The sequence below is a fragment of the Cryobacterium sp. 10C3 genome (assembly GCF_034314285.1).
GTDB classification, from domain to species: domain Bacteria; phylum Actinomycetota; class Actinomycetes; order Actinomycetales; family Microbacteriaceae; genus Cryobacterium; species Cryobacterium glucosi.
Genome location: NZ_JAVIWF010000002.1, coordinates 1,472,789 through 1,493,635, shown reverse-complemented (window position 1 = coordinate 1,493,635; position 20,847 = coordinate 1,472,789). Strand labels below are relative to the sequence as shown.

Here is a 20,847-nt window from a genome sequence, read left to right as displayed (position 1 = left end):
GAACGGATCGAATGATTCTTTCGTGCACCTGCATGTGCACAGCGAATACTCCATGCTCGACGGAGCCGCGCGGGTCAAACCGCTGATCAAAGAGGCCGTCGAACAGGGAATGCCCGCGGTCGCCATCACAGACCACGGCAACATGTTCGGCGCGTTCGACTTCTGGAAGTCCGCGACGGACGCCGGCATAAAGCCCATCATCGGTACTGAGGCCTACATCACCCCCGGCACCGACCGGCGGGACAAGACCAGGGTCAAATGGGGCACGAGCGGCCAGAACCGCGACGATGTCGGCGGCAGCGGCGCGTACACGCACATGACGCTGCTCGCCGAGAACACCGCGGGCATGCACAACCTCTTCCGGCTCTCGACGAAGGCCTCACTCGAGGGCTACTACTTCAAGCCCCGCATGGACCGCGAGCTGCTGAGCGAGTTCTCGAACGGCCTGATCGGCACGACCGGCTGCGTCGGCGGCGAAGTGCAGACCCGCCTCCGTCTCGGCCAGTACGACGAGGCGAAGAAGGCTGCGGGGGAGCTGAGGGACATCTTCGGACCGGAGAACTACTTCTGCGAGATCATGGACCACGGCATCGACATCGAGCGCCGCACCATGAGCGAGCTGCTCCGCCTCGCCAAGGAGCTCAACCTCCCGCTCGTCGCCACGAACGACCTGCACTACACGCACGCCCACGATGCGACGGCGCACGCCGCCCTGCTGTGCGTGCAGTCGGCGTCGACCCTCGACGACCCGAACCGGTTCAAGTTCGACTCAGACGAGTTCTACCTCAAGACCGCGGCCCAGATGCGGCACCTCTTCCGCGACAACCCGGAAGCCTGCGACAACACGCTCCTGATCGCCGAGCGCTGCGAGGTGAAGTTCGACACCCAGGCCAACTACATGCCGCGCTTCCCGACCCCGGAGGGTGAGAACGAGGAAAGCTGGTTCGTCAAGGAGACCGAGCTCGGCCTGGCCCGCCGGTACCCGAACGGCATTCCCGCCGAGGTGCGCACCCGGGCAGACTACGAGGTCGGCATCATCGCCCAGATGGGCTTCCCCGGCTACTTCCTCGTCGTCGCGGACTTCATCATGTGGTCCAAGACGAACGGCATCCGGGTCGGCCCAGGGCGCGGATCGGGAGCCGGGTCGATGGTCGCGTACGCGATGGGCATCACCGACCTCGACCCGCTCGTGCACGGCCTGATCTTCGAGCGGTTCCTCAACCCGGACCGCGTCTCCATGCCTGACTTCGACGTCGACTTCGACGATCGTCGCCGCGGCGAGGTCATCCACTACGTCACCGAGAAGTACGGCTCCGAGCGCGTCGCCCAGATCGTCACCTACGGCACCATCAAGGCCAAGCAGGCCCTGAAAGACTCCAGCCGGGTACTCGGCTTCCCGTTCGGGATGGGCGACAAGCTCACCAAGGCCATGCCGCAGCCGATCATGGGCAAGGACATGCCGCTCACCGGCATGTTCGACAAGGACCACCCGCGCTACCGCGAGGCCGTCGACTTCCGCGCGATCATCGAGACGGATGCCGAGGCCCGCACGGTCTTCGACACCGCGCTCGGCCTCGAGAACCTGAAACGCCAGTGGGGCGTGCACGCGGCCGGCGTGATCATGTCGTCAGACCCGCTGATCGACATCGTGCCCGTGATGAAGCGCGAGGCCGACGGCCAGATCGTCACCCAGTTCGACTACCCGGCGTGCGAGTCCCTCGGACTGATCAAGATGGACTTCCTCGGGCTCCGCAACCTCACGATCATCGACGACGCCCTCGACAACATCGCCGTCAACCGCGGCCACCGGCCCGTGCTCGAGGACCTCGGCCTCGACGACCCCATCGCATACGAGCTGCTCGCCCGCGGTGACACCCTCGGCGTCTTCCAGCTCGACGGTGGCCCGATGCGCGCACTGCTCCGCCTGATGAAACCCGACAACTTCGAGGACATCTCCGCCGTCATCGCGCTCTACCGGCCGGGGCCCATGGGCGCGAACTCGCACACCAACTACGCGCTGCGGAAGACCGGGCAGCAGGAGATCGTGCCGATCCACCCCGAACTCGAGGAAGCCCTCAAGGACGTCATCGGCACCACATACGGCCTGATCGTGTACCAGGAACAGGTCATGTCGATCGCGCAGAAGCTCGCCGGCTTCTCGCTCGGCCAGGCCGACCTGCTGCGCCGGGCCATGGGCAAGAAGAAGAAATCGGAGCTCGACAAGCAATTCGCCGGGTTCTCCGCCGGGATGAAGACCAACGGGTACTCCATGGAGGCGGTGAAGACCGTCTGGGACATCCTGTTGCCGTTCTCCGACTACGCCTTCAACAAGGCGCACTCCGCGGCGTACGGCGTGGTCAGCTACTGGACCGCCTACCTCAAGGCGCACTACCCGGCCGAGTACATGGCGGCCCTGCTGACGAGCGTCGGCGACTCCCGCGACAAGCTCGCGCTCTATCTCAACGAGTGCCGCCGGATGGGCATCCAGGTGCTCCCGCCGGACGTCAACGAGTCCATCGGCTATTTCGCGGCCGTCGGTCCGGACATCCGCTTCGGGCTCGGCGCCGTGCGCAACGTCGGCTTCAACGTCGTCGATGCGATCCGCGCCTCGCGCGACGAGAAGGGCCGTTTCGAGTCCTTCCACGATTTCCTCCGCAAGGTGCCGATCCAGGTCGCCAACAAGCGCACGGTCGAATCCCTCGTCAAGGCCGGCGCCTTCGACTCCCTCGGAGCGACCCGCCGGGCCATGGTCGAGATCCACGAGGGCGCCGTCGAGTCCGCCGTGAAGATCAAGCGCGACGAGGAACACGGCATGGTCGGCTTCGACTTCGACAGCCTCTTCGACGACCCGCAGGAGACCGAACAGGTCCCGGACCGTCCGGAATGGAGCAAGAAGGAGAAACTCGCCTTCGAACGCGACATGCTCGGCCTCTACGTCTCCGACCATCCGCTCGCCGGCCTGGAGATCCCGCTCGCGAAACACGCCTCGACCTCCATCGCCGACCTGCTCGCCTCCGAGCAGACCCAGGACGCTGACACCGTCACGATCGCCGGCCTCATCACGAGCGTCCAGCACCGGATCGCCAAGAAGAGCGGCAACCAGTACGGCATCATCCAGGTCGAGGACTTCGGCGGCGACATCGACGTGATGTTCATGGGCAAGGCGTACCAGGAGTTCGCGCCCGCGCTCATCAACGACTCGATCGTCGTGGTGCGCGGTCGGGTGAGCCTCCGGGACGACGGCATGAACATCCACGCATACAGTCTCTTCGCGCCGGACCTCGGACAGACCGGCGACTCTGGCACCCTCGCGATCACCCTCGCAGAGGCGCGCGCGACGACCGACACCGTCACCGCGCTCGGCGACGTGCTGATCCGGCACCGTGGCTCCTCGGAGGTGCGGCTCAAGCTGATCAAGAACGATTCGGCCCGCGTCTTCGAACTGCCGTACCAGGTCACGATCAGCGCAGACCTGTTCGGCGAGCTCAAGAGCCTGCTCGGCCCGTTCTGCCTCAGCTAGAGGTCGCCGTCCCAGCCGAGCCGGCCGCGTCCGCCGCGCCGGGCGCATAGCCCGTCGGCTATGCGCCCGGGAATAGCCTTGGACCATGACACGTCGCACGAGCGAACCGTTCTACACCCCGGCCATCGTGGCCGGCCGGGCCATCTTCGGGGTCTTCCGGCTCAAGGCTGCGGCGACCGGCTTCGAGAACCTCCCCGATACCGGGGGAGCCGTCCTGGCGATCACGCACTTCGGCTATGCCGACTTCGCCCTCGTCGAATGGCAGGCCTGGCTGCACAACCGCAGGCACATCCGCTTCATGGCCAAGAAGGGCGCCTTCGACAAGCCCGTCGTCGGCTGGCTGCTGCGCGGTATGCACCACATCAGCGTCGACATGCAGGCGGGGGCCGCAGCATACGGCGAGGCCGTGGCCGCCCTGCGCGCGGGTGAACTCCTCGGGGTGTTCCCGGAAGGCGGGGTCAACGCCTCCTTCACCGTGCGCGAGCTCAAGTCCGGCGCGGTCCGGATGGCGAGGGAGGCCGGCGTCCCGGTGATCCCTGTCGCGGTCTGGGGCGGCCACCGGCTGCTGACGAAGAACCACAAGCCCACCCTGCGGGAGGCGTACCGGGTGCCGATCCGCTTCTCCGTGGGAGCGCCGTTCGAGCTCGACCCCGCCGTCGACGCCCAGGAGCTCACCGCGCAGCTCCACGACACCCTCCAGGCCATGGTCGACGAACTCCAGGCCGGGTATCCCGTCGACGGTTCCGGCCAGTGGTGGCAGCCGCGCCATCTCGGCGGCGCGGCTCCGACCCCGGAGGAGGCTGCGGTCGTCGAGGCAGAACGCCAGCGACTCCGCGCGCTCAAGCGCACTGCCGCGACACGCGACGACGCCTGACCCGGCCAACGGGTCGTTCGCCTCGGCTCAGAGCGCCGCTTCCGGTCCGGGCACCCGGTACATCCGCTCGTGGTAGAGCAACGCCTCGTCTTCGTCGCCGAGGCCGCCCTCCTCGATCTGGACGACGATCACGGCGCCGTTGTGCACAGAGACCCGCTCGATGATGTGGCCGACCATCCAGCTCGTCACGTCGTTCAGCACCAACAGGCCGTGCGGACCCTCATGCCAGTGGTCACCGGCGAAGCGCAGGGCGTTCGGCCCGCTCATCCGCTCGGCGAGGGCGCGATTGCGTGCGCCAAGGGTGTGGATGACGACGCGGTCCGTCTCGGCGATCGCCGGCCAGGAGCTTGCCGTCCTGGCCATGTTGAAGGTCGCGAGCGGCGGCACGGACGACAGCGAGGCAAGTGAGGTCGCCGTGAAGCCGACGGGGGTTCCGTCGGTCTGGCGCGCCGTCACGCACGCGACACCGGCGGCGTGGCGCCGGAACGCCTGCTTGAACGCGGCGAGGTCGAGAGGGGCGTTCGGATCTCCCTCGAGCCGGGGAACGGTCGGTGTTTCGCGGATGTCGTTCAGTTCGTTCATGTCACTTGCCCCAAGGTCTGTGAAGGCCACCCTATTCCCGTGTGATGGATGTTGGTGGCTAGGCTGGTCAGACATGATCCAGAGACTTGACCTACGAGGCACCCGGCCGACGCCGGCCGAACTGCTCGCCACGATTCCGCGCGCCGTCACCGATGTGACCGCCGCGAGCGCCGTGGCCGCCGAGCTCATCTCCGACGTCCGCGCGCGCGGCGAGGCGGCGCTCTACGACCAGGCCGAACGGCTCGACCGGGTGCGCCCTGACGCGCTCCGGGTCCCGGCCGGCGACATCGCCGACGCCCTGGCCGGGCTCTCGCCCGAAGTGCGCATCGCCATCGAGGAGACCATCCGGCGGGTCAGGCTCGCGAGCGAGGCCCAGGTGCCGCCGCACGTGACCACGACCATCGACGAAGGAGCCGTGATCACCCAGCGGTGGCAGCCTATCCGTCGCGTGGGCCTCTACGTGCCGGGCGGCAAGGCCGTCTACCCTTCGAGCGTCGTGATGAACGTCGTGCCCGCGCAGGTCGCCGGGGTCAGCTCGATCGCGCTCGCCTCACCGCCGCAGCAGGCGTTCGGCGGACGCGTGCACCCGACCATCCTCGCCGTCGCCGGGCTCCTCGGCGTCACCGAGATCTACGCCATGGGCGGCGCCGGCGCTGTCGGCGCGTTCGCATACGGGGTGCCGAGCCTCGGCCTCGACCCCGTCCAGCTCGTCACCGGCCCCGGCAACGTCTACGTCGCCGCCGCCAAGCGGCTCGTCCGAGGCGTCACCGGCATCGACGCGGAAGCCGGCCCCACCGACATCCTCGTGATCGCCGACTCCGGCGCAGACCCGCTCCTCGTCGCGGCCGACCTGGTCAGCCAGGCCGAGCACGACGAACTCGCGGCCGCCGTGCTCGTCACCGATTCGGTCGAGCTCGCGGATGCCGTCACCGCGCGACTCGCCGTGCTCGCGGTGACAACCCCTCACGGTGAGCGGGTGACCGCCTCGCTCTCCGGAACCCAGTCCGCGATCGTGCTCGTCGACGACCTCGCCGCCGCCGCCGCATTCAGCAACGCCTTCGGGCCGGAGCACCTCGAGATCCAGACCAGGGACCCGCACGTCGAACTCGCGCTCATCGAGAACGCCGGGGCCATCTTCCTCGGCCCGAACTCACCGGTGAGCCTCGGCGACTACTCAGCGGGCTCCAACCACGTGTTGCCGACCGGCGGCCAGGCCCGGTTCTCGTCCGGCCTCGGGGCGTACACGTTCCTCCGCCCGCAGCAGGTCGTCGAGTACAGCAGGGACGCACTCCGCGGTGTCGCCGCCAATATCGCGGCGCTGTCGGACGCCGAGGATCTCCCCGCGCACGGCGCGGCCGTGACCGCCCGCTTCGCCTGACCCGAACCGATTCGACGGAGATTGTGTCCGGAAGCCACGGGGGAGTGCCGTTCCGGGGTGTTTCAGACCGAGCGCCCGTCGAATCGGTCAGGGCGTCGGGGCGAGGGTGTGGCGCGACGCGCCCGGGCGACGGCGAATCCCCCGGAAAGGGGCGCTAGGCTGGCAGCACAATGTTCTGCCCGTTCTGCCGCCACCCGGACTCCCGAGTCATCGACTCGCGCACGAGCGACGACGGACTTTCCATCCGTCGCCGTCGCCAGTGCCCCGAATGCGGTCGCCGGTTCAGCACGACGGAGACCGCGAGCCTCAACATCGTCAAGCGCAGCGGCGTCGTCGAACCGTTCAGCAGGGACAAGATCGTCACCGGTGTCCGCAAGGCCTGCCAGGGGCGGCCGGTGACGGACTCCGACCTCGCCCTCCTCGCCCAGCGCGTCGAGGAGACCATCCGCCAGACGGGTGCCTCCCAGGTCGCCGCGAACGACGTCGGCCTCGCGATCTGCCGCCGCTGCGTGAACTCGACGAGGTCGCCTACCTCCGCTTCGCGAGTGTGTACCGCGCGTTCGACTCCCTCGAAGACTTCGAGAGCGCCATCGACCAGCTCCGCAGTGAACACGAGGAGAGTCTCCGCAACGGGGCCCTCGGCGACGAGCCCGAACTGTAGCCGGTGTACCCCTTCTTCTTCCGGCACGTGCTCGCGCGGCTCGACCCCGAGCGCGCACACCACCTCGCCTTCACGGTGATCCGTCTCATTCCGAGCCGGGGCATCGGGCGGCTTGTCCATGCGTTCACCCGGCCGAGAACCGACCAGGCCGTGCACACCCTCGGCTTGCGCTTCGATTCCCCGTTCGGCGTCGCCGCAGGCTTCGACAAGGACGGCCTCGCCGTGATCGGCCTGGGCCGCCTCGGTTTCGGCCACGTCGAGGTCGGCACGATCACGGCGCTGCCGCAGCCGGGAAACCCGAAACCGCGGCTGTTCCGGCTGGTCCCCGACCGCGCCGTGATCAACAGGATGGGCTTCAACAACCAGGGCGCTGCAGCGGCAGCAGTGCGCCTCGCCCGGGTGGGTTCGATCGCTGGACGGCCGGTGCTCGGCATCAACATCGGCAAGAGCCGCGCGACCGCGGTGGACGACGCCACGAGCGACTATCTCGTGAGCGCCAGGGCCCTCGCGCCCCTCGCCGACTACCTCGTCGTCAACGTGAGCTCGCCGAACACCCCCGGCCTCCGCGGCCTGCAGGAACTCGACCAGCTGGCCCCGCTTCTCACCGCCGTCCGGGCGGCGTCCGGGAGCACCCCCTGCTCGTCAAGATCGCCCCTGACCTTCGCGACGAGGAAGTCACCCGCATCGCCGAACTCGTCGTGCGGCTCGGCCTCGACGGCATCATCGCGACCAACACGACCATTTCACGCGAGGGTCTCTCGACGGATGCCGCCAGGATCGAGGCCATCGGAGCCGGCGGCCTGTCGGGGGCCCCACTCCGGGCCCGCTCGCTCGCGGTACTGCGCCTGATCCGCGCGAGCGTTCCCGCCGGCCTCTGCGTGATTTCCGTCGGAGGAATCGACACCGCCGCCGACGTCGCCGAGCGGCTCGATGCCGGGGCGACCCTCGTCCAGGGCTACACGGCGTTCCTGTACCGTGGCCCGCTCTGGGCGCGCCAGGTCAACCGCGGCCTCGACCGGCTCCGCGCGTAACCTCCCCGCCTGACGTCAGCGGCCGGTGCGAGGTGCGCGGGCATCCGCCGATCGCTCAGATGAGCGGTGCGCCCGGCGCGAGGACTCCGAGCGCTACGAGTTGCCTGGCGAGGCTCGCACCGTCCGGCCCGTAGACCCAGCGGGGGTCCGTGGACTCGAGGGCGGCATCCTTTGCCCGTCGTCCGGCGAGAACCGCCTCGCTCGGGGAGAGCTCGCGAATGGCGACGGCCTCGACGCTGCCGGGGAACTCGCGCTGGAACTCGCTGTAGATGTCCTCGTCGTGCTGGCCATCGTCCCCGACCAGGATCCAGCGGATCCCGGGAAACTCCAGGGCCAGGCGACGCAGGTTGGCGCGCTTGTGGTCGGTGCCGCTGCGGAACCACCGGTCGTGGGTGGGGCCCCAGTCGGTGAGCAGCAACGCGCCGGCGGGGTAGAGGTTACGGGAGAGGAACCGGGTCAGGGTCGGCGCGACATTCCAGGCGCCCGTCGACAGGTAGATCACCGGGGACCCCGGCGCCGCCGCGGTGAGACGGTCCAGGAGTACGGCCATGCCGGGGGTGGGCACCCTCGCGTGTTCGTCGAGCACGAACGTGTTCCAGGCGGCGAGCAACGGCCGGGGAGGGTCGTGACCATCACCGTGTCGTCGACGTCGGAGATGATGCCGCGATCGACGAGCGGAGCGACGATGAAGAGCGGCGCATCGACGGGTGCCGAGGCATCCGTGCTGAGTCGGGCGACCTGCCAGCCCGGCGTGAGCGGCAGCCGGATGACCGTGTCGACGACGCCGCCGCGGTCGGCGCTCACGCGGTGGCTGAAGCCGTTGATCTCGATCGTGACGGTGACGTCGTGCACGGGAACCGCGGTGAAACTGCGCCAACCGCGGATGCCGGCCTCGCGCCGTTCGGCTCGCCAGCGTCTGCGCGTGACGGCCTTCTTGGTCCGAGCCGGCTTGGCCAGCAGAACCCGGCAGAGAATCCGCACCCATTCGGTGCTTCCGTATCCCGCGTACGGGATGACCGTGGGCAGATAACCGCGTTTGCGGGCGCTACGCTCGCGACGTTCGTGCATCCAGTCTTCGATCCGGGCTGCGCGATGCATCATTTTCGCAGGTCGGCCCGCATTCGTTGTTCTGGAAGGCTTCGGCACGCCTCCTAGTTTGTCATGTGCCGCCCCTTTCGGGAGGATCCAGTCGTGCCGCGACCCGTTTGGCATCGCCGGGGGGACAAGACCCGTAGGATTGGGTCCTACTTCAAGGAGGACAAGTGTCAGTGAGTGACCTTTTCGAGGGGGACATCGTTGAGGCCGGCGCACAGGTCCGGATCGAACCCATCCAGCAGCGCAGCACGGCACGCCTGTCCGGCCTGCTCGATGCCGCTGCCGTCGTCGTCGACGAGGTCGGCTTCGACCGGATCACGACCGCGATGGTGGCTGAACGCGCGGGGGCATCGATCGGAACCGTGTACCGCTACTACCCGGACCGGGTCGCAGTACTGCATGCCCTGCGTGAGCGGGCCATTCAGCGATATCGACTCCGCGTCGCCAGGGAAATCAAGCTTGCAGACCCGAAGACCGCCTGGGAGACCATCGACTGCGCCATCACGGCCTTCGTCGAGATGTACCGGACCGAACCGGGCTTCCGCATCATGCACTTCGCCGACAGGGAACGGCTTCCGATCAGCTCGGCGAGCCCGGCCGACGGGATCGAGGTCGGCTTCCTGGCCGGCCAGCTCGCAATCGCTCTCTCCGAGCGGTTCGGCCTCCCGTACGGGCCGGATCTGCTGTTCCGGCTTGAGGTCATGGTCGAGATGGCCGCAGCGGTCCTGTCGAGAGGGTTCCAGTCCAACGTCCTGGGCGACGAGCGATACATCGCGGAGGCGAGGCGGGTCATCGCGGTATACCTGGCGGGCTACTACGGCGAGGAACTCGAGCAGGACGGTGCAGCAGTCCCAGTCTTGGAATCTGCTGAGTAGAGCTTGGCATCCGGCGGCTTTCCTGATTGGGTGGGAGATCGCTGGCACGTGTTGATTCGACATCAAGCGAGGAATGGGCCACTTCCATGATTGAGTTCCGATCGGTGACGAAAGAATTCCCGGACGGCACCCTTGCGGTCGACGACTTCAGCCTCACGGTTCCCTCGCACCGCACGACCGTGCTCGTCGGATCCTCCGGCTCCGGGAAGACCACCCTGCTGCGGATGATCAACCGCATGGTCGATCCGACGTCCGGCACGATCGAGATCGACGGCGTCTCCGTCGCGTCCCTCGAACCCGTGAAGCTGCGGCGCAGCATCGGCTACGTGATGCAGAATTCGGGACTGCTCCCGCACCGCACCGTCGTCGACAACGTCGCGACCGTGCCCCTTCTGCGTGGTGTGCCGCGCAGGACGGCGCGGGCGGATGCGCTGCGCCTGCTGGACACCGTCGGGCTCGACCGCGCCATCGCCGACCGGTACCCGAGCCAGCTGTCCGGCGGCCAGCAACAGCGGGTCAGCGATTGCCCGCGGCCTCGCCGTCGATCCCAATATCCTCCTGCTGGACGAGCCCTTCGGCGCCGCTCGATCCGATCGTGCGCGCGGAGCTGCAGCAGGAGCTCATCCGGCTGCAGCACGAGCTCGGCAAGACCGTCGTGTTCGTGACGCACGACATCGACGAGGCGTTCCTGCTCGGCGACCAGATCGCCATCCTGCGGGAGGGCGGCCGGATCGCCCAGCTCGGCACCCCGGCCGAGATCCTCGCCAACCCGGCCGACGACTTCGTCGCGAGCTTCGTCGGTGCCGACCGGGGAAAGCGCGCCCTGCACGTCGAGAGCCAGGACGGCTCGGACGTGCTCGTCGACTCGGACGGGCGACCCGCTGGCGTTCTCGTCGGCCAGCGCTCCGGCGCTGGCCCGTCCGGCGGGGCCCGGTCAGACGTCCCGCACATCGTACCGACGGAAGGCCCGCCCCGGTGACGTGGCTCTGGTCGAACCTCGACCTGGTCTGGCTCCGCACCCTCGACCACATCGTGCTGAGCCTGCCGCCGATCCTGCTGAGTTTCGTGTTCGCGCTCCCGCTCGGCTGGCTGGCCAACCGGTACCGGCCGACCCGCGGGGCGATCCTGTCGATCGCCGGCCTGTTCTACGCCATTCCGTCCCTGCCGCTCCTGTTCATCCTGCCGGTGATCATCGGAACGAGCCTCCGCTCGCCGGCGAACCTGATCGCCGCACTCACCCTCTACGGGCTCGCGCTCATGGTGCGTGTCGTCGCCGACGGACTCGCGTCCGTCGACCCCGACGTGCGGCAGTCGGCCACCGCGGTCGGTTTCTCGGCGTGGAGCAGGTTCTGGCTCGTCGAACTCCCGCTCGCCGGCCCCGTGCTCCTCGCCGGGGTGCGCGTCGTCGCCGTCAGCACCGTGAGCCTCGCGACCGTCGGCGCCGTGATCGGAGCAAAGAGCCTCGGCAGCCTGTTCACCGACGGTTTCCAGCGCGGCATCCAGGTCGAGATCATCACCGGCATCGTGGCGACCGTCCTGCTCGCCCTCGTGCTTGACGGGGCTGTCGTGCTGCTCGGCCGGGTGCTGATGCCGTGGACCCGCCGGACCCGGCGCATCCGCCCGGCACCCGCTGCGGTGCTCGGACCCATGCCCGTCGTTCGGAGTGTCGCATGAATTACTTCACGGATGCGGTCGCCTGGCTCCTCGACCCGGCGCACTATCCCGGGCCGACCGGGATCCCGGCCCGGCTCGGCGAGCAGCTCCTCTTCACGGTGGTGACCCTCGTGCTCGCCTCTGTCATCGCCATCCCGGTCGGATTCCTGATCGGGCACACCGGGCGCGGACGGGGGATCGCCGTCGCGACCTCCGGCGGGTTGCGCGCCATCCCCACCCTCGGCCTGCTCACCCTCGTCGCCCTCTGGATCGGCATCGGGCTCGGCGCCCCATACGTTGCCCTGACCGTGCTCGCGATCCCGCCCATTCTCGCCGGCGCATACACCGGGTTCGAGGCGGTCAACCGCGCGACGATCGACGCGGCGAGGGCCGTCGGCATGACGGAGCTTCAGATCGTGCGCCACGTTGAGATACCCCTCGGACTGCCCTTGCTCATCGGCGGGCTGCGGTCGGCGACCCTGCAGGTCGTCGCAACGGCCACCCTTGCCGCATACGTCGCCGACTTCGGGCTCGGCCGGTTCCTCTTCGCGGGGCTCAAAACCAACGATTACGCCCAGATGCTCGGCGGGTCGATCCTGGTGATCCTGCTCGCCCTCGTTCTCGAGGGCCTGTTCGCCGGTCTCCAGAAACTCGTCGTACCCCGCGGCGTCGCAGTCGGACGCCCCCCAGTCGACCGGAAGGCGTCGACCCGACGTCGCCCGGGGATGGAACCCGCCATCACGAAAGGAATCTGACAATGTTCACAGCGAAAAAAGGCCGGCTCGCGGCAGTCGCCGCGGTCGCGGTTGGGGCCGTCGTAGCCCTTGCAGGGTGTGCGTCCAGTAATCCACTGGGCACCGGAAGTAACGCGTCGAGCGCACCGACGACACTCGTCGTCGGATCCCAGGACTACTACTCGAACGAGATCATCGCCGAGATCTACGCCCAGGCGCTCGAGTCGAACGGATTCACCGTCGACCGCCAGTTCCGGATCGGACAGCGCGAGGTCTACCTGCCCGAGCTGAAGTCCGGGTCGATCGACGTCTTCCCCGAGTACACCGGAAGCCTGCTGCAGGCGCTCGACAAGGCCGCGGCCGGCGGAACGAGCGATGCCGTTCACGACCAGCTCGTCAAGGCCCTCCCGAGCGGCCTGACCGCCCTCGACAAGTCCGACGCGAGCGACCAGAACTCGTGGACAGCGACCCAGGCCTTCGTCGACACCTACAAGCTCACCGATCTCGCCTCCCTGAAGAACGTCACCGAGCCCATCACGGTCGGCGGCAACTCCGAACTGGAGACGCGGCCATACGGGCCGACGGCGCTCAAGGACAAGTACGGCATCACGATCGCCGGATTCGTGCCCGTTGAGGACAACGGCGGACCGCTCACCGTCAAGGCGCTGGTCGACAACAAGATCCAGCTCGCCAACATCTACACGGCAGACCCGAACATCAAGTCGAACAACCTCGTCGCCCTCTCCGACCCCGACGGCCTGTTCTTCCCGGACAACGTCGTGCCCATCGTCTCCAGCAAGGTCGACGAGAAGGCTGCCAGCGTCCTCAACAAGATCAGCGCGGCGATGACCGCTGCGGACCTCGTGAGCCTCAACGCCCAGAGCGTCAACGACAAGGAGTCGGCGGACAAGATCGCCTCCGCGTGGCTCGCGCAGGCGAAGCTCTTCTAGTTCGTCGCTCTCTCACCGCGGTCACCCGCGACCTCCAGGACCGCCCGGTTGCCTCGCAGCCGGGCGGTCCTGTCTGTGTCCGCTCAGGCCTGGGCGAGGAGCACGGCCGGCAGGACGAGGAGGGCAGCGGCAGAGCCGAGAACGGCGACGGAGGCCGCCGCGGTGAGGCGGGGCGGCGGGGTCAGCAGCCGGCGGACCCGGGGCGTGACGAGATCGACGGGACGGTCGCGGGAAACGAACGCCGCGGCATCCGCCGCCCCGGCGGAGAACCGGGCCTCAGGCGACCGGCCGAGCCCCGCAGAGCCGACGAGCGCGATCGCCGTCGCGAGGGTGTGGTCGTCGACGGCGAGCCTGGCCTGGTCGTCCGCGAGCATCTCGACGAGAAGGGCGACGGCGTTCTCGGCCCGGTTCGCGATCGGGAACCAGGGCAGGGCACTGTGCCAGGACTTGAACGCGACGAGCACGAGGGGGTGCCGCTGGGCGAGGTGATGGCCTCCTCGTGGGCGACGACGGCGCGTACCTGCGGCGGGTCGAGCAGGCTGAGCAACCCGCGCGAGAGCACCGTCGCCGAGTGCGTCACGCTCGGCAGGCAGTATGCGACCGGGGAGGCGTGGTCGATGACGCGGGTGCCCGGTCGTCCCTCGAGGGGCTCGCTGAGCAGCCGGACCAGGTTGAGGTGCCTGCGCTGCTGGCGCTCCGCGTGCACGAAGGTCACGGCGAGGTTGAGTACGAGGTGACCGCCGAGCAGGAGCGCCCCGCAGAGGGCGAGAACGTGGTCGAGGGAGGTGCCTGCCGGGACCGAGCCGGTCGCGAGGTGGTCGGCGAGCGAGCGGATGCCGGCGACCGGGTTCGCGCCGAACGGGATCAGCCCGTAGACGAGGAGCGCCCCGATCATCGCGAGCCCGCCCGCGAGGGCGATCGACTGCCAGAGCACGAGGGCGACGCCGGGGGAGCCTGCCGGCCAGGCGGACCGCGCGAGCAGCACCGGAACCGGCCAGGTCCAGCAGGACCGCGAGCACGCCGAGGGCGAGCGCCGTCGTCAGCACGACGACCGGTTCACTCGCGGTGCAACGGGATCGTTTCGAGGAGGCGGCGGAGAGTCTCCGCCTCCTGGGGACTGACATTGCCGATGAACCGGGCGAGGGCATCCTGCCGGTCGGGGGCGGAGCCGAGCACCTCGTGCATCAGCCCTGCAGTGTGTTCGGCGCGGGTCGTCATGGCACGGTAGCGATGCGGGCGGATGCCCCGGTCTCGAACGACGAAGCCCTTGGTTTCGAGACGCGACAGCACCGTGAGCACGGTCGTGGTTGCGAGCGGCTTGCGGTTCGCTGCACTCGCGGCCGGCGTGAGCAGGCGGTCACGCAATTCATTCGCCGGCAACGATTCCCCGGAATCCCAGAGGACATCCATCAGCAATCTCTCCAGCACACCGAGACTTCCCATAGTCAGGGAGTTTAGTATGCCGTTCCGCCTTCTTCTACGGGGTGTAGAAGTGTATATTTTCTACGTACCGTAGAAATGACGATCGCCGGGAGGGCGCATGAACGAGTGGCTTGACCCGCTGCTGCTATCGAGATGGCAGTTCGGACTGACAACCGTGTACCACTTCCTGTTCGTCCCGCTCACGATCGGCCTCGCCCTGACCGTCGCGATTTTCCAGACCGCATGGGTGCGCACCGACAAGACCAAGTGGCTCCAGCTCACGCACTTCTTCGGCAAGCTCTTCCTGATCAACTTCGCTATGGGCGTTGTCACCGGCATCGTGCAGGAGTTCCAGTTCGGCATGAACTGGTCGACATACTCCCGCTTCGTCGGCGACGTCTTCGGCGCACCGCTCGCCTTCGAGGGCATCACCGCGTTCTTCCTCGAGGCCACCTTCATCGGCCTGTGGATCTTCGGCTGGGACAAGCTGCCCAAGGGACTGCACCTCGCGACGATCTGGCTGACCGTGGTCGGATCGATCGCGTCCGCGTACTTCATCCTCGCGGCGAACGCCTTCATGCAGAACCCGATCGCCTTCCGGATCAATGAGGAACGTGGCCGGGCCGAGCTGACCGACATCGGCACGCTGCTGACCAACCCGATCTCGCTCGCCTCGTTCCCGCACACGATCTTCGCGTGCTTCATGGTGTCCGCCGGCCTGATCATCTCGGTCGCCGCGTTCCACCTCTACCGCAAGCAGCACGTCGACACGATGCGTCCGGCGCTCAAGTTCGGCCTGTGGATGATGGTCATCTCCGGTGCCCTGACGACCGTCTTCGGCGACTCCCTGAGCCTCGCGATGGTCAAGGCCCAGCCGATGAAGATGGCCGCGGCCGAGGCGATGTACCACACGGCGACGGGCGCCAACGCGTCCTTCTCGCTCTTCACCCTCGGTACCCCCGACGGCGTGAGCGAACTGTTCTCCGTCCGCATCCCCTACCTGCTCTCATTCCTCTCCACGCACACCCTCGACGGCACCGTCGAAGGCATCAACAACCTGCAGGACCAGTACACGACGCTGTACGGGCCCGGCGACTACACCCCGATGATCTGGGTCACCTACTGGGCCTTCCGCTGGATGATCGGACTCGGCATCGCGCACATCCTGGTCGCCGTGGTCGGCCTCTGGCTCACCCGCAAGGGCCGCAGCCCCCGGGCCACCTGGGTCTGGAAGGTCGCCATCTGGTCCTTCCCGTTCTCCCTCGCCGCCATGAGCGTCGGCTGGGTCTTCACCGAGATGGGTCGTCAGCCCTGGCTCGTGTTCGGGCTCCTGAAAACCCAGGACGGCGTCTCGCCCAACGTGACCGGCCTGACCATCCTGATCTCCCTCATCGCCTTCACGCTGATCTACGGCGCCCTCGCGGTCGTCGAGTTCCGGCTCATCCTCCGTGCCGTGCGGAAGGGCCCAGAGGATGCCCCGGTGCCGGACGCTGAGACCGGCATCACCCCCAGCGCGTCACGGTCTACTAGGAGCAACTGATGGAACTCAACATTCTCTGGTTCTGGATCATCGCCGTGATGTTCATCGGCTACTTCGTCCTCGACGGCTTCGACTTCGGCGTCGGCATGTCCCTGCCCTTCCTCGGCAAGGACGACACCGACCGCCGGGTGCTGATCAACTCGATCGGACCGGTCTGGGACCTCAACGAGACCTGGGTCATCGTCGCGGGCGCCTCGTTGTTCGCCGCCTTCCCCGAGTGGTACGCCACGATGTTCAGCGGCTTCTACCTCGCCCTGCTCGTGATCCTCCTCGCGCTGATCGCGCGCGGGGTCTCCTTCGAGTACCGGCACCAGCGGCCGGAATCCGAATGGAAGAAGTGGTTCGACGGCATGATCGTCGTCGGCAGCGCCCTCCCTGCCCTGCTCTGGGGCGTCGCATTCGCCAACGTCGTCCAGGGCGTCCAGCTCGATGCCGGGCACAACTACACCGGCACCTTCTTCGACCTGCTCAACCCGTACGCCCTCCTCGGCGGGGTGACGACGCTGCTCCTGTTCTTCACCCACGGCGTCGTCTTCGTCTCCCTCAAGACCGAAGGGGACATCCGCCTTCGTGCCCGCAAGCTCGCCACCAAGGCAGGGCTCGTGACGATCGTCGTCGCAGCGTCGTTCCTGCTCTGGACCGTGCTCGCGTTCGGCAGCCTCTTCACCGCGCTGTTCGCCGTTGCCGCGGCCGTCGCGCTGATCGGGTCGTTCCTGCTCAACCTCCGCGGCAAAGAGGGCTGGGCATTCACGCTCATGGCGGCGACGATCGGCCTGGCCGTGCTCACCCTGTTCGCCTCGCTGTTCCCGGACGTGATGCCGGCGAGCAACGACGCCGCGAACAGCCTGACCATCGACAACGCGTCGTCGACGCCGTACACGCTCCAGGTGATGACGTGGACCGCGGTGATCGCCGCCCCGGTGATCTTCCTCTACCAGGGCTGGACATACTGGGTCCTGCGCAAGCGCGTCAGCCGCAGTAGCATCGAGCTCGCCGCGCTCTGACCTGCGGGCGCTCCCGCTGCGCCAGCAGTAGTTGCCGCGACCGCCGCCACCGAATAGTTACCGGCGAACAGTTTCCACCGAACAGAACGAGTACATGCGACCCCTCGACCCCCGGCTGCTCCGCTACGCCTCTGCCGCGCGGTGGTTCCTGGTCATCGGTGCCGTGCTCGGTCTGGCGCAGACGCTCGTCGTCGTCGTCTTCTCCTGGTTGCTCAGCCAGGTGATCACGCTCGCGGTGGGAGGCCACGACGTGACCGAACTCGGTCCGTACGTCGGGGGGATCGCCGCGGTCGTGGTCCTGCGCGCCGCGCTCGTCTGGCTGCTCGAGGTCGCGGCGAGCCGCGGCGCGGCATCCGTCAAGAGCCAGCTGCGCACCCGGGTACTGCGCGGGGTCGCCGAGCGTGGCCCGGACTGGCTTGCCGGCCAGCAGGGCGCACGCGTCTCCACCCTCGCGACCCAGGGGCTCGACGCCCTCGACAACTACTTCGCCAGGTATCTGCCGCAGCTGCTCCTCGCCGGGATCGCGACGCCGATCCTCGTGCTCGTGATGCTGTGGCAGGACCTCCCGAGCGGCATCACGGTGATCATCGTGCTCCCGCTCATTCCGCTGTTCATGGTCCTGATCGGCCAGGCCACCCAGGCCGTACAGAAGCAGCAGTGGGAGTCGCTGCAGCGGCTCGGCACCGGCTTCCTCGACCTCGTCGGCGGCCTCGGCACCCTCAAGATCTTCGGCAGGGAACGCCGGCAGACCGAACGGGTGCGCACGATCACCGAGGACTACCGGGCTCGCACCATGAAGGTGCTCCGGGTGTCATTCCTGAGCGGCTTCGTGCTCGAGCTCGGGGCGAGCCTCTCGGTCGCGCTCGTTGCGGTGTCGATCGGCCTGCGGCTCGTCGACGGCTCGCTCGGACTCGGCGTCGGACTCTTCGTGCTGCTGCTCGCGCCGGAGGCGTTCCTCCCGGTGCGCCAGATCGGCGTTCAGTTCCACGCCGCCGCCGACGGACTCGCCGCGGCCGAAGAAGTCTTCCTGATCATCGAGGGCGGTCCGGCAGCCGGGACGGCGATGGAGACAGCGGATTCAGCGAAGACAGCGGATGCAGCGGATGCCGCGGCGCCTGCGGTGCCGGCTTCGGTCACGACGCCGACGGGCTCCCTTCGCTTCGACGCGGTCACCGTGCGACGCGGAACGACCGTGACGCTCGCCGCGTTCAGCGCGACGCTCGCGCCCGGCCGGCTCGCGGTCATCGCAGGGCCGAGCGGCGCGGGCAAGTCGACCCTCGTCGCGACCCTCCAGGGCTTCGTGCCGTATTCCGGCTCCATCACCCTCGGCGAAACGGCCGTCGTGCCCGGGGTCCTCGGCCCTGGCTCGCCTGGGCCGGCCAACGGCCGGGACTCCTCTCCGGGACGATCGCAGACAACGTCGCGCTCGGCGCCCCCGGCGTCGACCAGGCCCTCGTGGCCCGCGCACTCGACCTCGCCGGCGGCGGCGACCTGGACCCAGGGACAGCCCTCGGCGTGAACGGGGACGGTCTCTCGGGCGGCCAGGCTCAACGCGTCGCCGCGGCGAGGGCCATCTATCGCACGCTGGCGGACCGATGCCCGGTGCTCGTCCTCGACGAACCGAGCTCCGCCCTCGACGAGGCCGCAGAAGGCCGGTTGATCGCGGGCCTTCGCGAGCTCGCGGCCGCCGGCACGATCGTCATCGTGGTGAGCCACCGACCGGCCGTCGTCGCCGCGGCCGACCTCGTTCTGCAGGTCGTCCCGGTGTCCGAGGTGCCGGCATCCGCCGTTTCGCTCGGGGAGGACGCCCATGTCTGAGTTCCTGCCCCCCGCCAGGGTCCGCGCGATCCTGCGGCTCGCCCAGCCGTCCACGCGGCGTTTCCTGCCCGGGCTGGCCGCCGGCGTCGCGAGCGCCCTCTCCGCCGTGGCCCTGCTCGCGACGAGCGCCTGGCTGATCACCCGCGCCGCCGAACAGCCGCCGATCCTCTACCTGTCGATGGCGATCGTCGGCGTGCGCGCCTTCGCCCTCGGCCGCTCCGCGTTCCGCTACCTCGACCGGCTCACGAGCCACGATGCCGCCTTCCGCCAGCTCGCAGCGCTCCGGGTCGGCGTCTTCGAACGCATCCTGCCGCTCGCCCCCGCTGGACTCGCGAACACCCGCCGCGGTGACCTGCTCACGCGTCTCGTCCGGGACGTCGACGACCTGCAGGACTTCCCGCTGCGGGTCGTGCAACCGCTGGCAACGGCCGGGATGCTCGCCGTGGTGAGCGTCGTGGGCGTCTGGCTGCTCTCGCCGCTCGCGGCCCTCGGACTGGCGCTCTGTCTCGTCCTCGCCGGAGTGCTCGGCACGGCCGCGTCGGGGAGCGTCGCCGCCGGCTCCGAGCGGGAGCTCGCTCCACTCCGCGGGGACCTCGCCGACCGGGTGCTCGAACTCGTCGAGAACATCGACGTGCTCACGGCCTTCGGAGTGCTCGACGCCCGTCTCGAAGGGCTGGCCGGCGCCGACGACCGGCTGCGCCTGGCCACCCTGCGCCGATCCGTCGGCGTCGGCATCCAGGGCGCCGTGCTCTCCTTTTCGCGGGCGCCGCGACCGTCGCAGCGCTGCTCGCCGGGTTCGGCGGGCTCTCGGGCGGCAGCCTGCCCGGCCCCGATTTCGCCGTGATCGTGCTCGTTCCGATGGCGGTCTTCGAGATCTTCGCCGTCGTGCCGGCCGCCCTCGGCGCCTGGCGCCAGGTGCGATCGAGCGCCCAACGTGTTGCGGATGCCGTACCCACCACGGTCCCGCGGGAGATCCCGATCGAGAGCGACGCCGATTCCGGGCGGGACGCCGTCGCCGCCATGTCCGCGCAGCCTGTGCTGCTGCTGAGAGGGGTCGGCGCTTCCTGGCCCGGCGCCACGGAGCCCGGCGTCTCCGGCGTGACCCTCCGCCTCGGCCCCGGTGAACGCGTCCACCTCGCCGGCCAGAGCGGCGCCGGCAAGACCACGCTCGCGCAGGTGCTCGTCCGTTTCCTCGACTACACCGGTTCGTACACGCTCGACGGGGTCGAGGCGAACACGCTCGCACCCTCCGCCGTGCGCCGCGTCGTCGGACTGTGCGAGCAACAACCCTGGCTCTTCGACGACAGCATCCGCCAGAACCTGCTGTTCGCCAGGGAAACCGCGAGCGACGACGACCTGCTCGCCGTGCTCGACCGGGTCGGCCTCGGCGACTGGACCGCACAGCGCGGAGGACTGGACGCGAGGGTCGGCGAACGCGGTGCCCTCGTCTCCGGCGGCCAGGCCCAGCGGATCGCCCTCGCCAGGGCGCTCCTGGCGGACTTCCCCGTGCTCGTCGTCGACGAACCCACCGCGAACGTGGACGAGGCGCAGGGCGACCGTCTCGTTCGGGACATCCTCGCGACGGCGGCAGAGGACGGCAGGGCCGTCCTGCTCATCTCGCACACCCCGGTGCCCGATGAGCTCATCACCGCCCGGGTGACCCTTCCCGCCTGACCCTGCCCGTCCGAGCCCGTCCGGCACTCCCGGGCC

At 68.7% G+C, this 20,847-nt stretch carries 16 protein-coding genes and 4 pseudogenes; 16 read left to right on the top strand and 4 right to left on the bottom strand.

From position 1 onward, the window contains the following. Positions 1-52: 52 nt before the first annotated feature. Together dnaE and RGU41_RS07810 are read left to right on the top strand one after the other, a co-directional pair. Positions 53-3,520 carry a DNA polymerase III subunit alpha gene (gene dnaE, locus RGU41_RS07815; RefSeq protein WP_416172975.1) on the top strand — a complete coding sequence of 1,156 codons (3,468 nt, stop codon included), beginning with the start codon at positions 53-55 and terminating at the stop codon, positions 3,518-3,520. Between the two features lie 85 nt (positions 3,521-3,605). Next, positions 3,606-4,394 (top strand): lysophospholipid acyltransferase family protein, encoded by a 789-nt coding sequence (locus RGU41_RS07810; RefSeq protein ID WP_134446085.1) that lies wholly within the window; start codon positions 3,606-3,608, stop codon positions 4,392-4,394. 27 nt (positions 4,395-4,421) lie between these two features. On the opposite strand, the gene RGU41_RS07805 is transcribed toward RGU41_RS07810, so the two are convergent. Next, positions 4,422-4,976, bottom strand: coding sequence for a flavin reductase family protein (locus RGU41_RS07805; protein ID WP_322135933.1), 555 nt, complete (start codon positions 4,974-4,976; stop codon positions 4,422-4,424). Between the two features lie 73 nt (positions 4,977-5,049). On the opposite strand from RGU41_RS07805, the gene hisD reads away from it, so the two are divergent. The 3 genes and pseudogenes from hisD to RGU41_RS07790 all read left to right on the top strand — a co-directional run bounded on the left by hisD (position 5,050) and on the right by RGU41_RS07790 (position 8,046). Further along, on the top strand, positions 5,050-6,354 hold the full coding sequence (gene hisD / locus RGU41_RS07800) for a histidinol dehydrogenase (protein ID WP_322135932.1): 1,305 nt from the start codon (positions 5,050-5,052) through the stop codon (positions 6,352-6,354). A gap of 170 nt (positions 6,355-6,524) precedes the next feature. Next, positions 6,525-7,015, top strand: a pseudogene (gene nrdR, locus RGU41_RS07795) (transcriptional regulator NrdR). A gap of 3 nt (positions 7,016-7,018) precedes the next feature. Further along, a pseudogene (locus RGU41_RS07790) lies at positions 7,019-8,046 on the top strand (quinone-dependent dihydroorotate dehydrogenase). A gap of 55 nt (positions 8,047-8,101) precedes the next feature. Here the strand turns inward: RGU41_RS07790 and RGU41_RS20790 are convergent. Further along, positions 8,102-9,147, bottom strand: a pseudogene (locus RGU41_RS20790) (App1 family protein). Positions 9,148-9,314: 167 nt separating this feature from the next. Between RGU41_RS20790 and RGU41_RS07775 the strand changes: the two are divergent. The 5 genes and pseudogenes from RGU41_RS07775 to RGU41_RS07755 all read left to right on the top strand — a co-directional run bounded on the left by RGU41_RS07775 (position 9,315) and on the right by RGU41_RS07755 (position 13,353). Then, on the top strand, positions 9,315-10,016 hold the full coding sequence (locus RGU41_RS07775; RefSeq protein WP_241975252.1) for a TetR/AcrR family transcriptional regulator: 702 nt from the start codon (positions 9,315-9,317) through the stop codon (positions 10,014-10,016). An 86-nt stretch (positions 10,017-10,102) separates the two neighbouring features. Then, positions 10,103-10,995 (top strand): annotated as a pseudogene (locus RGU41_RS07770) (ABC transporter ATP-binding protein). After that, positions 10,992-11,690 (top strand): ABC transporter permease, encoded by a 699-nt coding sequence (locus tag RGU41_RS07765; RefSeq protein ID WP_134446078.1) that lies wholly within the window; start codon positions 10,992-10,994, stop codon positions 11,688-11,690. The pseudogene RGU41_RS07770 and the gene RGU41_RS07765 overlap by 4 nt, the downstream one beginning before the upstream one ends. Continuing rightward, on the top strand, positions 11,687-12,424 hold the full coding sequence (locus RGU41_RS07760) for an ABC transporter permease (RefSeq protein WP_134446077.1): 738 nt from the start codon (positions 11,687-11,689) through the stop codon (positions 12,422-12,424). Before RGU41_RS07765 ends, RGU41_RS07760 begins: the two co-directional genes overlap by 4 nt. Before the next feature lie 2 nt (positions 12,425-12,426). After that, positions 12,427-13,353: an ABC transporter substrate-binding protein gene (locus RGU41_RS07755; protein WP_322135929.1), complete on the top strand. Its 927-nt coding sequence runs from the start codon at positions 12,427-12,429 to the stop codon at positions 13,351-13,353. A gap of 181 nt (positions 13,354-13,534) precedes the next feature. Here RGU41_RS07755 and RGU41_RS07750 read toward each other — a convergent pair whose 3' ends face one another. After that, entirely contained in the window at positions 13,535-14,338 is an 804-nt protein-coding gene (locus RGU41_RS07750; protein WP_322135928.1) for a hypothetical protein, read from the bottom strand. 71 nt (positions 14,339-14,409) lie between these two features. Beyond that, positions 14,410-14,796: a BlaI/MecI/CopY family transcriptional regulator gene (locus RGU41_RS07745; protein WP_134446075.1), complete on the bottom strand. Its 387-nt coding sequence runs from the start codon at positions 14,794-14,796 to the stop codon at positions 14,410-14,412. Between the two features lie 97 nt (positions 14,797-14,893). Between RGU41_RS07745 and RGU41_RS07740 the strand changes: the two genes are divergently transcribed. From RGU41_RS07740 to RGU41_RS07715, 6 genes are all read left to right on the top strand, one after another. Further along, on the top strand, positions 14,894-16,315 hold the full coding sequence (locus RGU41_RS07740; RefSeq protein WP_322135927.1) for a cytochrome ubiquinol oxidase subunit I: 1,422 nt from the start codon (positions 14,894-14,896) through the stop codon (positions 16,313-16,315). Beyond that, a complete protein-coding gene (gene cydB, locus RGU41_RS07735; RefSeq protein WP_322135926.1) occupies positions 16,315-17,319 on the top strand; it encodes a cytochrome d ubiquinol oxidase subunit II in 1,005 nt (334 codons plus the stop codon). Before RGU41_RS07740 ends, cydB begins: the two co-directional genes overlap by 1 nt. A 94-nt stretch (positions 17,320-17,413) precedes the next feature. Further along, complete coding sequence (locus tag RGU41_RS07730; protein WP_322135925.1) at positions 17,414-18,838, top strand: ABC transporter ATP-binding protein/permease; 1,425 nt, start codon at positions 17,414-17,416, stop codon at positions 18,836-18,838. Then, a complete protein-coding gene (locus RGU41_RS07725) occupies positions 18,775-19,137 on the top strand; it encodes a hypothetical protein (RefSeq protein WP_322135924.1) in 363 nt (120 codons plus the stop codon). Before RGU41_RS07730 ends, RGU41_RS07725 begins: the two co-directional genes overlap by 64 nt. Then, entirely contained in the window at positions 19,130-19,981 is an 852-nt protein-coding gene (locus RGU41_RS07720) for an ABC transporter transmembrane domain-containing protein (protein ID WP_322135923.1), read from the top strand. Before RGU41_RS07725 ends, RGU41_RS07720 begins: the two co-directional genes overlap by 8 nt. Then, entirely contained in the window at positions 19,978-20,811 is an 834-nt protein-coding gene (locus RGU41_RS07715) for an ATP-binding cassette domain-containing protein (protein WP_322135922.1), read from the top strand. The genes RGU41_RS07720 and RGU41_RS07715 overlap by 4 nt, the downstream gene beginning before the upstream one ends. The last annotated feature ends 36 nt before the right edge of the window (positions 20,812-20,847 follow it).

Excerpts from the sequence above, each read along its gene's own strand:
- RGU41_RS07745 (WP_134446075.1), bottom strand. The coding sequence starts at position 14,796 with ATGGGAAGTCTCGGTGTGCTGGAGAGATTGCTGATGGATGTCCTCTGG.
- dnaE (WP_416172975.1), top strand. The coding sequence starts at position 53 with ATGCTCGACGGAGCCGCGCGGGTCAAACCGCTGATCAAAGAGGCCGTC.
- RGU41_RS07740 (WP_322135927.1), top strand. The coding sequence starts at position 14,894 with ATGAACGAGTGGCTTGACCCGCTGCTGCTATCGAGATGGCAGTTCGGA.
- cydB (WP_322135926.1), top strand. The coding sequence starts at position 16,315 with ATGGAACTCAACATTCTCTGGTTCTGGATCATCGCCGTGATGTTCATC.
- RGU41_RS07720 (WP_322135923.1), top strand. The coding sequence starts at position 19,130 with ATGTCTGAGTTCCTGCCCCCCGCCAGGGTCCGCGCGATCCTGCGGCTC.
- RGU41_RS07810 (WP_134446085.1), top strand. The coding sequence starts at position 3,606 with ATGACACGTCGCACGAGCGAACCGTTCTACACCCCGGCCATCGTGGCC.
- RGU41_RS07730 (WP_322135925.1), top strand. The coding sequence starts at position 17,414 with ATGCGACCCCTCGACCCCCGGCTGCTCCGCTACGCCTCTGCCGCGCGG.
- hisD (WP_322135932.1), top strand. The coding sequence starts at position 5,050 with ATGATCCAGAGACTTGACCTACGAGGCACCCGGCCGACGCCGGCCGAA.
- RGU41_RS07805 (WP_322135933.1), bottom strand. The coding sequence starts at position 4,976 with ATGAACGAACTGAACGACATCCGCGAAACACCGACCGTTCCCCGGCTC.
- RGU41_RS07760 (WP_134446077.1), top strand. The coding sequence starts at position 11,687 with ATGAATTACTTCACGGATGCGGTCGCCTGGCTCCTCGACCCGGCGCAC.
- RGU41_RS07755 (WP_322135929.1), top strand. The coding sequence starts at position 12,427 with ATGTTCACAGCGAAAAAAGGCCGGCTCGCGGCAGTCGCCGCGGTCGCG.